The following is a 14,804-nucleotide window of genomic DNA, read 5'->3' as shown; positions in this document are numbered from 1 at the left end:
CGATCGTTCGGATCGTCATTGGGCGTCAGCCACGCATCACGCCCCGGATCGGATGAAGCCTGCGCCACCGCCTCCCGAGACAGCCGCCACGGAAGGCAAACGCATCGTCCCGATCAGACTGCCCAGGTAGCGCTAGCGATCGGGGTGCAGCGTGGTGCTCAGGCGGCGCAGATCCTCCACCACCGCCCGGGTGCCGGCCCGCAGGGCGCCACCCGTGAGCATGTCGTCGGAGCCGTCGTACTCGGCGACGCCGCCGGCCTCCTCCACCAGCAGCAGGCCGGCGTAGCAGTCGTAGGCGTTGAGGCCGGGGTCGTAGTAGCCGGCGAGCCGCCCGGCCGCCACGTAGGCGAGCATCAGGGCGCCCGAGCCGTTGCGGAACATCACCCCGCCCTCGCGGTAGAGGGCCTCGACGAAGGCGGCGGCCTCGGCGGGCGGGGTCTTGGTGGTGGCGCCGAAGCCGATATTGGCTGAGGTGAGCGTCGCGGCGGGGTCGAGGCGGATCGGCCGGCCGTTCAGGGTCGCGCCGGCGCCGCGGCGCGCCGCATAGGTCTCGTCGAGCACCGGGGCATGGATCACCCCCGCGTCGATCCCGGCAGGGCCGCGCACCGCGATCGACACGCACCAGTTCGGCTGGCCGTTGAGGAACGGGCTGGTGCCGTCGATCGGGTCGACCACCCAGGCATAGCCCGAGCGGCCGGTGCTCATGCCCGCCTCCTCGCCGAGGATCGCGTCGTCCGGGAAGGCCACCGCGACCGCCGCGCGGATCAGCCCCTCGACCTCCCGGTCGGCCTGCGAGACGAGGTCCTGCGCGTTGGTCTTGCGCTCGATCACCAGGGTGTCGCGGGCGCGGAAGTAGGCAAGTGCCCGTTCCCCTGCCGCGTGGGCCACCGCGAGGGCGAGGGCGTGGCGGGCGGCGACCGGGTCCTGGGAATCGTCGGGCGTGGGCGTCGTCATGCGGGGCTCCTCGCTGTCCGGGAGAGCTACATACACTTGCATCTCGAAAATTACATCTGTAAGAATGACGCCGGAAACGCACGCCGGAGCGCCGATGAGCGGTCCCACCCACCACGCCCTCTACCTCCACGGCCCCTACGACGCGCGCCTCGCGCCCTACGCGCTGCGCGACGGCCGGCCCGGCGAGGCCCTCCTCGACGTCGCGGCGGTCGGGCTCTGCGGCTCCGACCTGCACTACTACAAGGACGGCGGCATCGGTGCGGCGACCATCGCGCAGCCCTTCGTGCCCGGGCACGAGTTCTGCGGCCGGCTGACCTGCGACGACCCGGAGCTGGGCCTGGCCCGGGGCACGCTGGTGGCGGTCGACCCGAACAAGGCCTGCGGGCATTGCGAGTTCTGCGAGCGCGGCCACCCGAATCTCTGCCCGAACGTCGAGTTCATCGGCGCGCCGCCGTTCGACGGCGCCATGACCGAGCAGATCTGGGTGCCGAAGAGCCAGGTCGTGCCGCTGCCGCAGCACCTCACGCCCCTCGACGGGGTCATGCTGGAGCCCCTCGGGGTGGCGATCCACGCGGTCGACCTCGCCAAGCCGCGGCTTCTCGAGCGGGTCGCGCTGATCGGGCTCGGGCCGATCGGCCTCCTGATCCTGCAGGTGCTCAAGGTGGCGGGTGCCGGCGAGGTGCTGGCGGTCGACCCCCAGGAGCACCGGCGCGAGCTGGCCCGACGCCTCGGCGCGACCGCGGTCGGCGCCTCGGTCGAGGACATCCGCGCGTGGACGCGGGGCGAGGGCTGCCCGCTGGTGGTCGAGGCGACCAACGCTCCGGAAGGTTTTCGCGATGCGGTGCGGGCGGCCAAGATCGGCGGCCGGGCCGTGCTCGTCGGCATCCCGGACGGGGACGTCTACACGATGCCGGCCGCCGAGGCCCGGCGCCGCGGCCTCAAGATCAAGTTCGCCCGCCGGATGGGCGAGGTCTACCCCCGCGCGATCGCGCTGGTGGAGAGCCGCCAGGTCGACGTCGCGAGCCTGGTCAGCCACCAGGTCGGCCTCGACGGGGCGGCCGCCGCCTTCGGGCGCCATGCCCAGAATACCCCCGGCGTCGTCAAGACCCTGATCTACCCCAACGGGCAATAACGAGGGATCGATGAGGAAACGCATGAGAGGCACCGCCGCGGCCCTGGCCGTCTCGGCGGGAGCGGCCCTGGCGGGCGCGACCCTGTGGCAGGCCCCGGCCCGGGCCGCCGACTGGCTGGAGAGCGCGGCCGCCCCGCTCAAGGGCACCGCCGTCACCACCACCTTCCTCGACCGGCCGGGCTACCGCGCCATCATCAAGCTGCTGCCGGAGTTTGAGAAGAAGACCGGCATCAAGGTCAACTACGAGATCGTCCCCTACGAGAACGCCCGCGAGAAGCAGGTCCTGAACTTCACCTCGCGCGGCGACCTCACGGTGGCGCTGGTCGACCTCGTCTGGATCGGCGAGTTCGCCGAGAACGGCTGGATCGAGCCGATCGACGGCCTCAAGGGCGACGCCAAGATCACCGATCCGAACCTGAACCTGCCGGGCTTCTTCCCGCTCCTGCTCGATGCCTTCGGATCCTGGGGCGGCAAGGTTTACGGCCTGCCCTTCGACAACTACTCGGGCCTCCTGTTCTACAATTCCTGCAGGCTGAAGGAGGCCGGCTTCGACAAGCCGCCGGCCAGCTGGGAGGCGCTGCTCAAGGACTATGCCCCGAAGCTGACCAAGGCCGACAGGAACCAGTTCGCCTTCGCGCTGCAGTCGCGCCGCGGCGAGACCCAGTCGGCCGACAGCTTCATGCGGGTGCTGTGGCCGTTCGGCGGCTCGCTCCTCGACAAGAGCTTCAAGTCCAACCTCAACAGCCCCGAGAGCCAGGCCGGCCTGCAGTTCCGCCAGGACCTGATGAAGTACATGCCGCCGGGCGTCGTCAGCTTCGACCACAACGAGGCGGTGAACGCCCTGGCACAGGGCCAGGTCGCGATGATCACCGAGTGGTCGGCCTTCTACGGCACGCTCACCGACCCGAAGACCTCGAAGCTCGGCGACTGCCTGGCGGTGGCGCCGGAGCCGGAAGGCCCGGCCGGGCGCCTGCCGGCCCTCGGCGGCTTCTCCCTCGCCGTCGCCTCGCAGGCCTCCGACGCGGAGAAGAAGGCGGCCTGGCTGTTCATCCAGTGGGCCACCTCGGAGGCGATCGCCCGCCCCTACGTCGAGGCCGGCGGCGTCTCGGGCCGCACCGCGATCTACCAGCAGCCCGACATCAGGGCCTCCTACAAGTTCGTCGAGCCGATGGTCGCCTCCTGGCAGAAGGGCGTGCCGCAGTACCGGCCCCGCTTCCCGGCCTGGCCGGCGATCTCCGAGGTCGTGGCCGAGTGGGGCTCGAAGATGATGCTGGGCGAGACCACCCCGGCCGCGGGCGCCAAGGAGATCGGCACCCGCATGGAGGGGATCCTGGCCAAGGAGGGGTATTACTCGGGCAAGAAGGCGCTGCTGCAGTAGGCCGGCGGACGCGTCGGGGCGTCCTTGCCGGGGCCGGAGCGAGCGCGGAGCGCGAGGGTGAGGTGCCCCGACGGAGCCTCATCCGGCAACACCCCCTCACCCTCGCTCCGGCTGCGCCTGCGCTCGTCACGGCCCGACAGGGGGCCGTAACCCTCTCCCCGCCCGCGGGGAGAGGCGGATGCCCGTCACCCCGCCAGGAGAACCGCCCGTGCAGACCTCCTATCGCCAAGCCCTCGCCGAGCTGGAGCGCGTCTTCGAGAGCCTCGACGACGCGGCCGTCGACGCGGCGGTCATGGCCATCGCCGGGGCGGGGCGGATCGCGCTCTACGGCGTCGGGCGCGAGGGGCTGCAGGTGCGCGGCCTCGCCATGCGCCTGTTCCATCTCGGGCTGCGCGCGAGCGTCGTCGGCGACATGACCACCCCGCCGATCGGGACCGGCGACCTGCTCGTGGTCTCGGCCGGGCCCGGCAGCTTTTCGACCGTGCTGGCGCTGATCGACACCGCCCGCGCGGCCGGGGCATCCGTCCTGGTGGTGACGGCGCAAGGCGGGGGCGAGGCGGCGCGGCGCGCCGACCGCGTCCTCGTCGTCCCGGCCCAGACTATGGCGGACGACCGGGCGGGTGACCCGGGCAGTGCCTCGATCCTGCCGATGGGTTCGCTCTACGAGGGCGCCCTGTTCGTGCTGTTCGAGATCATGATCGTGAAGCTCCGCGCGCAGCTCGGCGTCAGCCCGGAGGCGATGCGCGCCAACCACACCAACCTCGAATGACCCCGCCCCCTGCCGAGACCGGGACCGCGGCGCACGCCGCCGGCCCGGACGCACCGCGCCAGCGCGCTTCCGGCCGGCTCAAACCCGGCTACGGCCGGCTGACGCCGCTGTGGTTCCTGCTGCCGGCGGTCGGAACCCTCCTGGTGATCGGGATCTACCCGACGCTGTTCGCGCTCGTGACCTCGTTCCGGCGCTACAACCTCGCCCGGCCGCGGGACGGCTTCCCGTTCGTCGGGTTCGAAAATTATCTGAGCGTGCTGAGCGACCGGACCTACTGGGACTCGCTCCTCCTCACCGCCCGGTTCTTCCTGACCGTGATGCCGGTCGAGCTGGTTCTCGGCATCGCCATCGCGCTGATGCTGCACCAGCCGGGCCTGCCCTTCCTGCGGGCGCTCGCCCGGGTCTCGCTGGTGGTGCCGCTCGCCACCACCTTCGCGGTGGTCGGGCTGGTCGGGCGGCTGATCTTCAACCGCGACTTCGGGGTTGCCAACCAGCTCCTCGGACTCGTCGGGCTCGGCGGCTTCGACTGGCTCGGCTCCTCGGCCGGGGCCTTCGCGGCGATCGCCATCATGGACATCTGGCAGTGGACGCCGTTCTGCGCCCTGATCTTCCTCGCCGGCCTGTCGATGGTGCCGGTGGAGATCGAGGAGGCGGCGCGCCTGGAGACGCCCTCGCGGCTCGCGCTCCTGCGCCACGTGCAGCTGCCCTACCTGCTGCCCGGGCTCACCGCCGTGCTGATCCTGCGCTCGGCCGACATCCTGAAGCTGTTCGACATGGTGTTCGTGATGACCCGGGGCGGGCCGGGCTCGGCCACCGACCTGATCTCGATCTACATCCAGCGGATCGGCTTCCGGGTCTTCGACATGGGCACCGCCTCGGCCCAGGCGATCCTGCTCCTCGTCGTCACGATCATCCTGAGCCGGCTCTACATCCGGCTCCTCTACCGGGAGATCGACACGTGACCGGTCGTTCCGCGCGCCTGCTGCACGCCCTCGGGCTCCTCGTCACCCTGGGCTTCACCCTTTTTCCGTTCTACTGGATGGTGTCGTCGAGCCTGAAGGAGCAGGCCGCGCTGCTGGCCTCGCCGCCGGTGTGGTTCTTCCGCCCGACGCTCGCGCATTATGCCGAGATCTTCGCCGACCAGAAGGTCTCGGGCGCCATCGTCAACTCCCTGATCGTGGTCTGCACCACCACCTTCCTGGCGGTCTGCCTCGGCACGCCGGCCGCCTATGCGCTGGCCCGGTTCGAGTTCCGCGGCAAGCGCGACCTGTGGTTCTGGTTCATCTCGAACCGGATGATCAGCCCGATCGTGCTCGCCCTGCCGGTCTACCTGCTGGCGCTCCAGGTCAACCTGCTCGACACGCATCTCGTCCTGATCCTGATCTATCTCACCTTCAACCTGCCGATCGTGATCTGGATCTGCACCGACCAGTTCCGGTCGATCCCGCGCGACCTCGAGCAGGCGGCGCGTCTGGAGGGCGCCGACCAGTTCACGATCTTCCGCCGGATCTACCTGCCGCTCGGCGTGCCCGGCATCGCGGTCTCGGCGATCTTCAGCTTCATCTTCTCGTGGAACGAGCTGCTCTACGCCCTCGTGCTCACCCGCCGCCAGGTGCAGACCGCTCCCGTCGTCGCGACCAGCTTCATGTCCGGCTACGAGCTGCCCTGGGGCAAGATCATGGCGACCGGCACCGTCATCGTCCTGCCGGTGACGCTGTTCGCGCTCGCGGTCTCGCGCCACATGGTCCGCGGCCTCACGATGGGAGCGACCAAGTGACGAGCCCGCTAGCGACGAACCCGGACGTGACGAACTTAAGGGTCGGCATCAACCTGTCGTTCTGCGTCAAGCGCTGGGTCACGCCGGCGCTCTGGGCGCCGCTGGTGCGGGACGAGCTCGGCCTCGACCTCGTCCAGCTCACCTTCGACCTCGTCGATCCCCTCTGGCCGGACGCGGTGCTCGACGCCGCGGCGGACGACATCCGGACCGGGGCGGACAGCCACGGGATCACGGTCCACAGCGCCTTCGTGGGGCTCGCCCACTACAGCTTCAACCAGCTCCTCCACCCCGATCCGCGCCTGCGCGAGGTCGCCGAGCACTGGCTCGTCCGCGCCTACCGCTTCGCCGCCCGGGCCGGCATCCCCCGCGTCGGCGGCCCCCTCGGGGCGGTGGCCGCGCGCCCCGACGGGCACGAGCCGGACGCGATCCCCGAATCCGACTACCGCGACCTGATCGCCCGGATGCACCGCCTCGCCGAGGCCGGGGCCAGTGCGGGACTCACCGAGCTCCTGGTCGAGCCGACTCCGCTGCGCCGGGAATGGCCCTGGAGCGTCGCGCAGGCCGTCCGGATGGCGGACGACCTCGCGGGCGCGGCCCTGCCCTGGCGCTACTGCGTCGACTGGGGCCACGCCACCTTCGAGCCGCTCTACGGGCCGGGCCGGGCCGCGATGGAGCCGTGGTTCGACGGGCTGGGGCGCCGGATCGGCGCGGTCCACCTCCAGCAGACCGACTACCAGCTCGACCGCCACTGGGACCTGACCAAGCCGGGCCGGGTCGACCCGCGCGCGGCCCTCGCCCTCCAGCGCCGCGCGGGCCTCGGCCACGCGCCGGTGTTCCTCGAGGTGTTCTACCCCTTCGAGCAGGACGATGCCTCGGTGCTCGACGCGGTGCGCCGCTCGGCGGCCCTGCTGCGCGAGGCGGCCGCGTGAGGGCGGCGTCGCCCGAGGCGGAGGCCGACCACGAGGGCGAGCACGTCCGCGCCCGGGTGGCCTGGTACTACTTCATCGCCGGCCTCAAGCAGCAGGAGATCGCCGACCGGCTCGGCATCACGCGCCTCAGGGTGAACCGGATCGTCGGCCAGGCCCGGGCCGACGGCTCGGTGCGGATCGAGCTGCGGATGCCGCTCGCCCAGTGCGTCGCCCTGGAGGCGCGCCTGAGGGACCGCTTCGGCCTCGCCGAGGCCGTCGTGGTGCCGGCGGTCGACGACCCGTCCGCCCAGCAGCGCGTCATCGGCGAGGCGGCGGGCGCCCTCCTCGACCCCCTGCTGGCGGAGGGCCGCGGCCTCGGCGTCGGCTGGGGCAGCACGCTCTCGGCAGCGGCCCGGCGGATCAGCCCGCGGCGCCTGCCCGGCGCCTGGGTGGCGGCCCTGATGGGCGGCCTCACCCGGGGCTCGGGCACCAACACCTTCGAGGTCGCGACGGAGTTCGCCCGGGCGCTCGGAGCCGAGTGCTACTACCTCCCGGCCCCGATCTACTGCCCGTCGAGCGAGAACCGGCTCGCGCTCCTGACCCATTACGGCCTCGCCGAGGCGATGCGGCGGGCGCGCCAGGCCGACGTCGCCCTGGTGGCGGCCGGCGACCTGTCCGACCTCTCGCTGCTCGCCCGCACCCAGACCGTCTCGGAGAACCGCGCGGCGCTCGCGGCGGCCGGCGCCGTCGGCGACCTGCTCGGCGTCTACCTCGACCGCGACGGCCGGCCGGTCGACCACCCCCTCAACGCCCGCGCGGTCGCCCTGCCGCCGGAGGACCTGCGCGAGGTGCCGTGCTCGATCCTCGCCGCCGGCGGTCCGCACAAGGCCGGAATCGTGGCGGCGGTGCTGCGGGCGGGCTACGTCAACCGCCTCGTCACCGACGAGGCGGTGGCGGGGGCGATCCTGGACGAGGGGGAGGCGCGCGCGTGAGCGGGATCCGGACGAGCCGATGCCGGCGGAGGAGCGGGGCAATCCCGGGGCGATTCAGGGTCCGGCGCGGGTTTCCTCCTGTCCCGGTGGACGGCAAGGCTGTCCGGGGAGAAGAAAAGACGCGGATTTTCTCCTCTCCCCGCGGGCGGGGAGAGGGCCGTGCACCCGTGCAGGGTGCACGGCAAGCCCGTAGGGCGAGGGTGAGGGGGTGTCTCCGGAGGAGACTCCTCCGGCATCTCCCCCTCACCCTCGCTCCGGCTGCGCCTGCGCTCACTTCATCGACGACGAGGTCGATGAAGTCCTCTCCCCGCCCGCGGGGAGAGGAGGGGACCCGCACTTCATTCTTCACCGGACAGCCCTGCGCGGACGGGACGCGGCGGACGCGCACCGGCCGCGAGCCCGATCGCCGGCAACCCGCGCGGGAGGCGCGATGACGGCCCCCCTCGTCCTCGCCGTCGACGTCGGCACCCTGTCGGCCCGGGCCGGGCTGTTCACCCGGGACGGGCGCTGCCTCGTTGCGCGCCAGGCCCCGTTCCGGCTCCTGCGCCCGGCCGAGCACCACGCGGTCTACCGCATGGCGGAGATCTGGGCGGCGGTGGGCGCCTGCGTGCGCGAGGGCCTGGCGGCCGAGCCCGGCGCGGCCGCGCGGATCGCAGGGCTCGCCTTCGACGCGACCTCGTCGCTGGCGCTCACCGCCACGGGCGCGCCCCCGCTCGACGGCGAGGCCGACGTCGTCTGCTGGATGGACCACCGGGGCGAGGCGGAGGCGCTGGAGATCGACCGCACCGGCCACCGCTTCCTCGACCACGTCGGCGGAGCCGTCTCGCCGGAGACGAACCTGCCGAAGCTGCTCTGGCTCAAGCGCCACCGCCCCGAGGCCTGGGCGCGGCTGACCGCCGCCCGCGACCTCTGCGACGAGCTCGCCTACCGGGCGACGGGCATCGACCGCCATTCGGTCTGCGGGCTGGCCTGCAAGTGGCCCTACCTGCCCCACGAGGACGAGCCCTGGTGCCGCGACCTCCTCGACGCGCTCGGCCTCGACGACCTCATCCGCCTCGGGCGCCTCGCCGCAGCACCCGCCCATGTCGGCACGGTGCACGGGCCGCTCTCCGAGGACGCGGCGCGGGATTTCGGCCTGCCGGCCGGCCTGCCGGTCGCGGTCGGGCTGATCGACGCCGAGGCCGGCGCCCTCGGGGTGCTCGGCCGCGACTGCCGCCCGCGCCTCAACCGGGTGCTGCCGATGATCGCCGGCACCTCGACCTCGTTCATGCCCTTCGCCCCCGACGCGCGCCGCGTGCCGGGCGTCTGGGGCCCGTTCAAGGACGCGGTCTTCCCCGGCCTGTGGATGCACGAGGCCGGGCAGAGCCTGTCGGGCGCCGCCCTCGACGCGGTGCTGGCCCACCACCCGGCGAGCCCCGGGCCGCCGACGCCGGAGCGCCACGCGGCCGCCGCGGCCGCGGTGCTGGCCCGCCTCGACGCCGAGGGGCCGGCCTTCGCGGCCCGCCGCCACGTCGTGCCGGACTGGCTCGGCAACCGGGCGCCGCTCGGCGACGGGCGGGTGCGGGCCCTCCTGACCGGCATCGGCGAGGAGACGAGCGAGCGCTCGTTCCTGGAGGCCTACTACGCCACCGCCCGGGCGCTCGCCCTCCAGACGCGGCACATCCGCGAGCACCTGAACCGCCACGGCTACGCCATCGACACGGTGGCGCTGGCCGGCGGGCACCGGCACAACCCGCTGCTGATGCGCCTCTACCGCGACGCCCTCGGCTGCACCCTCGTGGTCGGCGAGGCGGCCGAGCCGGTGCTGCTCGGCACCGCCATGGTGGCCGCCACCGCCGCGGGGCTCGTCCCCGACCTGTTCGGCGCCCTCGACGCGATGGCGTCCGAGCCCCGTGCGCTCGTCCCCGACCCGGCCTGGGCGCAGGCCCACGCGCGCGCCTACCGCACCTACCTGACCCTGTTCGAGGTCCGCAACGCGATCGAGCGCGACGCGCGGGCGGCGGAAGCCGCCCCTCTCGCCCGCGACGTCGCGCAGGCCGGCCTCGCCGCCGACCACGGATAACACGAGATGGCCTTCCTCAGCCTCGACGGCATCGTCAAACGCTACGGCGACCACACCGTGGTCGATGGCGTCGGCTTCCGCGCCGAGAAGGGCGAGTTCATCGTCTTCGTCGGTCCCTCCGGCTGCGGGAAGTCGACCCTGCTGCGGATGATCGCGGGCCTGGAGGAGATCAGCGCCGGCACGCTGTCGATCGATGGGCGCGAGGTCACCCACGTCGAGCCCGCCGCCCGCCAGGTCGCGATGGTGTTCCAGTCCTACGCGCTCTACCCCCACATGAGCGTGTTCGAGAACATGGCCTTCGGCCTGCGCATGGCGAAGATGCCGGCCGACGAGATCCGCCGCCGGGTCGAGGAGGCGGCCGCCATCCTCCAGGTCGGGCCGCTGCTCCAGCGCAAGCCGCGCCAGCTCTCCGGCGGCCAGCGCCAGCGCGTCGCGATCGGGCGGGCCATCGTGCGCCACCCCAAGCTCTTTCTGTTCGACGAGCCGCTCTCGAACCTCGACGCCGAGCTGCGCACCCAGATGCGCATCGAGATCGCCCGGCTGCACCAGAAGCTCGGCGTGACCATGGTCTACGTCACCCACGACCAGATCGAGGCGATGACGCTGGCCGACCGGATCGTGGTGCTGCGGGCGGGCCGCGTCGAGCAGGTCGGCACGCCGTCGGAGCTCTACGACGCCCCGGTCAACACGTTCGTGGCCGGCTTCATCGGCTCGCCGCGCATGAACTTCCTGCCCGCCACCGTGACCGAGGCGGCGGGCGGCCGCCTGACCCTGGCGCATCCGAGCTTCGTGGGCGGCCACCTCACCGCCGCGCCCCGCCGCGGCGGCGCGCGGGTCGGCGACCGCGTCACGGTCGGGCTGCGGCCCGAGCACCTCGCCCTCGACGGGGCCGCGCCCTCGCTGCGCCTGCGGGCGGAGCTGACCGAGAACCTCGGCGGCTCGACCCAGATCTACGCCCGGCCCGTGGAGGGCGACGCCCTGTCGATCCTCACCCCCGGCCGCCCCGCGGTCGCGGCCGGCGACGAGCTGCCGGTGCGGGTCGCGCCCGAGCAGATCTACCTGTTCGACGAGGCCGGGCTCGCGATCTGAGGCGGGGATGGAGGCCATGGTCTCCCCGCCCGCTCCCCTCCCCTCACGCCGTAACCCGTCAATGACCTCGCCATGACCCAGCCCGCCCGCTTCCTCGGCATCGACATCGGCACCTCCTCGGTGAAGGCGGTGCTCCTCGACGAGAACCAGACCTGCCTCGCCGAGGGCAGCGCATCGGTGGCGATCGCGCGGCCGCGCCCGCTCTGGTCGGAGCAGGACCCGGAGGCGTGGTGGCAGGCGACGCTCGCCGCGGTGGCCGAGGCGCGCGCCCGGGCGCCGGGGGCGGAGCTCGGCGCCGTGCGGGGGATCGGCCTGTCGGGCCAGCAGCATAGCGCCACCCTGCTCTCGGCCTCCGGCCAGGTGCTGCGCCCGGCGATCCTGTGGAACGACGGCCGCTGCGGGGCGGAATGCGCGGAGCTGCTCGCCCGCGTGCCGGACTTCACGGCGCGCGCGGCCAACGTGCCGATGCCGGGCTTCACGGCCCCGAAGCTGCTCTGGGTCGCCCGGCACGAGCCCGAGATCTTTGCCCAGATCGCCAAGGTGCTGCTGCCGAAGGACTACGTCCGCTGGCGGCTCTCCGGGGCCTTCGTGTCGGAGATGTCGGATTCCGCCGGCACGCTCTGGCTCGACGTGGCGGCGCGGCGCTTCGACGACACGCTGCTCTCTGCCTGCGGCCTCACCCGGGCGCAGATGCCCGACCTCGTCGAGGGCTCCGAGGTGTCGGCCCACCTCTCGGCCGACCTCGCGGCGGCGTGGGGCCTCGGCGGAGACAGGATCCCGATCGCCGGCGGGGGCGGCGACAACGCCTGCTCGGCGGTGGGGATCGGGGCGACGCAGGCCGGCGACGGCTTCCTGTCGCTCGGCACGTCGGGCGTGCTGTTCGTGACGACCGACCGGATGGTCTCGCTGCCCGAGCGCACCCTGCACGCCTTCTGCCACGCCCTGCCGGGGCGCTGGCACGGCATGGCGGTGGCGCTCTCGGCCGCCGCCTCCCTGTCGTGGCTCGCCGGCATCGTCGGCGAGGGGGCCCAAGTCGGCGCCCTGATCGCCCGGGCCGAGGCCTTCGCGGCCGATCCGGGCCGGCGGGCCCACGCGCCGGTCTTCGTGCCCTATCTCACGGGCGAGCGCACGCCCCACAACGACCCCGACCTCACCGCCTCGTTCACGGGCCTCAGGGCCGAGCACGGCCTCGACGCGCTGGTCTATGCCGTGCTGGAGGGCGTCGCCTTCGCGATGGCGGATTGCCTCGACGTGCTGAGCGAAGCCGGCGCGGCGCCGCGCCGCTGCGTCGTCGTCGGCGGCGGCTCGCGCACGCCGTTCTGGAACCAGCTCATCGCCGACACGCTCGACTTGGACCTCGCTTGCCCGCGGGGTGGCGAGCTCGGCGCCGCCTTCGGGGCGGCGCGGCTCGGCATGCTGTGCGCCGGCGGCACCGAGCCGGAGGTCTGCACCCGCCCTCCGACCCGCGCCGTGCTCACGCCGGACCGGCGCTTCGCCGGGGAGAGCGCGGCGCGGCGGCAGCGCTACCTGGCGGCGGGGCGGGTCTAGGGGTTCGAGACCGCCGCGCTTGTGAGCCGATCTGTTCCAAGTCGGGGTAGGACTTGATACGGCCGGCCTCTGCCGCGAGCGCATTCCAGCCGCGACAGCGCGTCTTCAGGGCGACGATCCCCAATCCACGACCGAGAGGTCCAGCGGCAGGGCATGGCGCACCGCCAGCGGGGGAGACCGCGGGGTCAGCGTGAGCGGCGAGCCGGTCGCCTCCGCCCGATCGAAGTCCGCGGTCCCGGCCTCGTCCGAGGCCGAGATGGTGTAGCTCTCGAACACGTAAGGCAGGCCGTTCGCCAGCAGGCCGCTCGCATGGTCCATGACATGCAGGTGAAGATGCGGCGCTTGGCTGTTGCCGCTGTTGCCCACCTCGCCGATGGGCTCGCCGCGCCGGACCCGCTCGCCGACGCGCACCCTGACGCGTCCGGGGCGAAGGTGGGCGTAGAGCACGAAGGCACCGCCGCCGATGTCGATCACGACGAAGTTGCCGTCAGCCTCGGCGATCGGCAGGTTCGGCGGCAGCGCCCCGGGCACTTGGTCGGGCAGATCATCGCGTGCGCCGACCACCGCCCCATCGGCCACCGCCAGCACGGGCTCGCCGTAGATGCGGTAGCTCCTGACGTCCTTCAGGTCGCCTCGCACGATCCGATTCTCGCCGTCGATCCGCTCCCAGTCGATCGCGAAGCGCTGCGCCAGACGAAAGGCGCCGTTCAGCGGCAGGAGGGCGCGGACATGCCGGATGGAGTCGCAGCAGCCATCCCCGGCGACGTAGCCGCCACCGCGCAGCGGAGCTGCGAGAACGGGCAGAGGTTCGTCGATCACCGGCGTTTCGGCGATCTGCATCGACAGGTCGGTCTTCAGCGGCTCAGCAAATCCGTCGATCTCATGAATGAGAGTCGCGGGAATGCGCGCTCCCGGGTCGAGGCCGACATGGAGGAAGACGACCCCGAACTGAGAGGCACCGAGCGATGCCGCCTCGCTGCCGCGACGGCCACCGAGCGACAAGCGCTGGCCGATCGCGCCCCGGTCGAGCACGAGGAGAGGTCGTCCCGAGCTGCCGTCCAAGACGGCGAGGCGTTTGACGTCGAACCGGCCGTCCAAGACGTTCGAGAGGCCGAGTTCGTAGACGAGGTGGTTGCGCCCATCCGACATCGGCACGACGCGAGGGGGCGCCAGCACTTGGCCGACGAGCGGCGTCAGGACGGGCAGCGCAGACGCGCCCGGCCGCCCGGGCTCAGCCGCAGTCGCGGCACCGCAGAGCAGCAGGACGACGACGGACAGCGCGCGGGCGAGAGCGGGGCAGCGCATGAGAGATCCTTGAAGCTGGGACGGCATGTCGGCGCGGCGCACCGACGGCTTCGGGCAGAGGAGCGGACGAACCAGCCGTTCTCGGGCTGGCGGCCGCCTGCGCCTGTCACCTACCCGGATTCGGCGTTCCGGCTACCCTCCGCCACAGCCATGCAGCAGCCTCTCCATCAGACCGGTACAGAATCCGGTCAGGTCCGTCCCACAGGTCCCTTATGGATGATTAAGCAATCCATGCGGATGAGGACGCTTTCATTCAACAGTCACACCTCTCACACTCCTATGTACCAGGAACAGAGGAGGCAGAGGTGCAGGGCAGCTTCGACTGGCATCGGTATGCGGTGGTTCATTGGTTCGACAAACTGGATCCCAAGATCAGCGCCACTCGGGCTGGCAACCGTACACGGGCCTTCGCTGAGCTCGCGGAAGCAGTCCTGTTTGCGATGCGACTGGATACCCAGCAACAGCAGGCGGTCCGTGTCAGTTGTTATGGCAAGATGTATGACGCTCTTGAAGTTGTGAGACTTGCGAAACGTCCGGATTTCCCGCATACAAGCGGATAGATTCCCAACTCGTTTCAATTTTCGGAAGGCGCGTTCGATGTGGCCAGGTCCGGCCGCAGCAGCTGAAAACGTTCTGCTGGACCTTGCCTCAGGAGAACGCTCACCGGTGCCTGGTTCTGCCCCGCGGCTCATGCGCGGGCGCCATTGATCTCGTCGGCCAGGTAGGCGGCTCTGACGACGATCGGACCGCACCGTCTCCGGAGGAGAGCGGAGACGGTGCGGCACCGAGGGTTCAGGCGTTGGAGCGATAATCGCCCGCCGCGGCGAGGCCAGCGGTGCTCACGCCGCCGGCATCGTTGACGCCGAAGCGCCGGAAGCCGCGGCCGAAGC

At 72.2% G+C, this 14,804-nt stretch carries 13 protein-coding genes; 11 read left to right on the top strand and 2 right to left on the bottom strand.

The features are described 5' to 3' along the window. Positions 1–132 precede the first annotated feature (132 nt). Positions 133–954, bottom strand: coding sequence for an inositol monophosphatase family protein (locus ACKUB9_RS20505; protein ID WP_407526281.1), 822 nt, complete (start codon positions 952–954; stop codon positions 133–135). 94 nt (positions 955–1,048) lie between these two features. Between ACKUB9_RS20505 and ACKUB9_RS20500 the strand changes: the two genes are divergently transcribed. The 10 genes from ACKUB9_RS20500 to xylB all read left to right on the top strand — a co-directional run bounded on the left by ACKUB9_RS20500 (position 1,049) and on the right by xylB (position 12,609). Continuing rightward, positions 1,049–2,086: a zinc-dependent alcohol dehydrogenase gene (locus ACKUB9_RS20500; protein ID WP_407526279.1), complete on the top strand. Its 1,038-nt coding sequence runs from the start codon at positions 1,049–1,051 to the stop codon at positions 2,084–2,086. A gap of 22 nt (positions 2,087–2,108) precedes the next feature. After that, positions 2,109–3,464: an ABC transporter substrate-binding protein gene (locus ACKUB9_RS20495; RefSeq protein WP_407526276.1), complete on the top strand. Its 1,356-nt coding sequence runs from the start codon at positions 2,109–2,111 to the stop codon at positions 3,462–3,464. Between the two features lie 208 nt (positions 3,465–3,672). After that, positions 3,673–4,233 (top strand): SIS domain-containing protein, encoded by a 561-nt coding sequence (locus ACKUB9_RS20490; RefSeq protein WP_407526273.1) that lies wholly within the window; start codon positions 3,673–3,675, stop codon positions 4,231–4,233. Beyond that, positions 4,230–5,195 carry a carbohydrate ABC transporter permease gene (locus ACKUB9_RS20485; protein ID WP_407526271.1) on the top strand — a complete coding sequence of 322 codons (966 nt, stop codon included), beginning with the start codon at positions 4,230–4,232 and terminating at the stop codon, positions 5,193–5,195. Before ACKUB9_RS20490 ends, ACKUB9_RS20485 begins: the two co-directional genes overlap by 4 nt. Beyond that, the gene (locus tag ACKUB9_RS20480) at positions 5,192–6,010 is read left to right on the top strand and encodes a carbohydrate ABC transporter permease (RefSeq protein ID WP_407526267.1); all 819 of its coding nucleotides are present in this window, start codon (positions 5,192–5,194) and stop codon (positions 6,008–6,010) included. The genes ACKUB9_RS20485 and ACKUB9_RS20480 overlap by 4 nt, the downstream gene beginning before the upstream one ends. Then, positions 6,007–6,939, top strand: coding sequence for a sugar phosphate isomerase/epimerase family protein (locus ACKUB9_RS20475; RefSeq protein ID WP_407526264.1), 933 nt, complete (start codon positions 6,007–6,009; stop codon positions 6,937–6,939). Before ACKUB9_RS20480 ends, ACKUB9_RS20475 begins: the two co-directional genes overlap by 4 nt. Further along, positions 6,936–7,910, top strand: a complete 975-nt coding sequence (locus tag ACKUB9_RS20470; protein ID WP_407526261.1) for a sugar-binding transcriptional regulator — start codon at positions 6,936–6,938, stop codon at positions 7,908–7,910. The genes ACKUB9_RS20475 and ACKUB9_RS20470 overlap by 4 nt, the downstream gene beginning before the upstream one ends. Before the next feature lie 430 nt (positions 7,911–8,340). Further along, complete coding sequence (locus ACKUB9_RS20465; protein ID WP_407526258.1) at positions 8,341–9,972, top strand: FGGY-family carbohydrate kinase; 1,632 nt, start codon at positions 8,341–8,343, stop codon at positions 9,970–9,972. 6 nt (positions 9,973–9,978) lie between these two features. Beyond that, positions 9,979–11,061, top strand: coding sequence for an ABC transporter ATP-binding protein (locus tag ACKUB9_RS20460; protein ID WP_407526255.1), 1,083 nt, complete (start codon positions 9,979–9,981; stop codon positions 11,059–11,061). 72 nt (positions 11,062–11,133) lie between these two features. Continuing rightward, positions 11,134–12,609 (top strand): xylulokinase, encoded by a 1,476-nt coding sequence (gene xylB / locus ACKUB9_RS20455; RefSeq protein WP_410825882.1) that lies wholly within the window; start codon positions 11,134–11,136, stop codon positions 12,607–12,609. Positions 12,610–12,714: 105 nt separating this feature from the next. Here the strand turns inward: xylB and ACKUB9_RS20450 are convergent, their stop codons facing one another. Then, positions 12,715–13,707 (bottom strand): M23 family metallopeptidase, encoded by a 993-nt coding sequence (locus ACKUB9_RS20450; protein ID WP_407531120.1) that lies wholly within the window; start codon positions 13,705–13,707, stop codon positions 12,715–12,717. 512 nt (positions 13,708–14,219) lie between these two features. Here ACKUB9_RS20450 and ACKUB9_RS20445 point away from each other — a divergent pair. After that, positions 14,220–14,474 (top strand): hypothetical protein, encoded by a 255-nt coding sequence (locus ACKUB9_RS20445; RefSeq protein WP_407531118.1) that lies wholly within the window; start codon positions 14,220–14,222, stop codon positions 14,472–14,474. Positions 14,475–14,804 lie beyond the last annotated feature (330 nt).

The sequence above is a fragment of the Methylobacterium oryzisoli genome (assembly GCF_046557895.1).
Lineage (GTDB): Bacteria > Pseudomonadota > Alphaproteobacteria > Rhizobiales > Beijerinckiaceae > Methylobacterium > Methylobacterium oryzisoli.
Note: the sequence above shows the minus strand (reverse complement) of the source record. Positions and strands in the feature narration are given on the sequence as shown.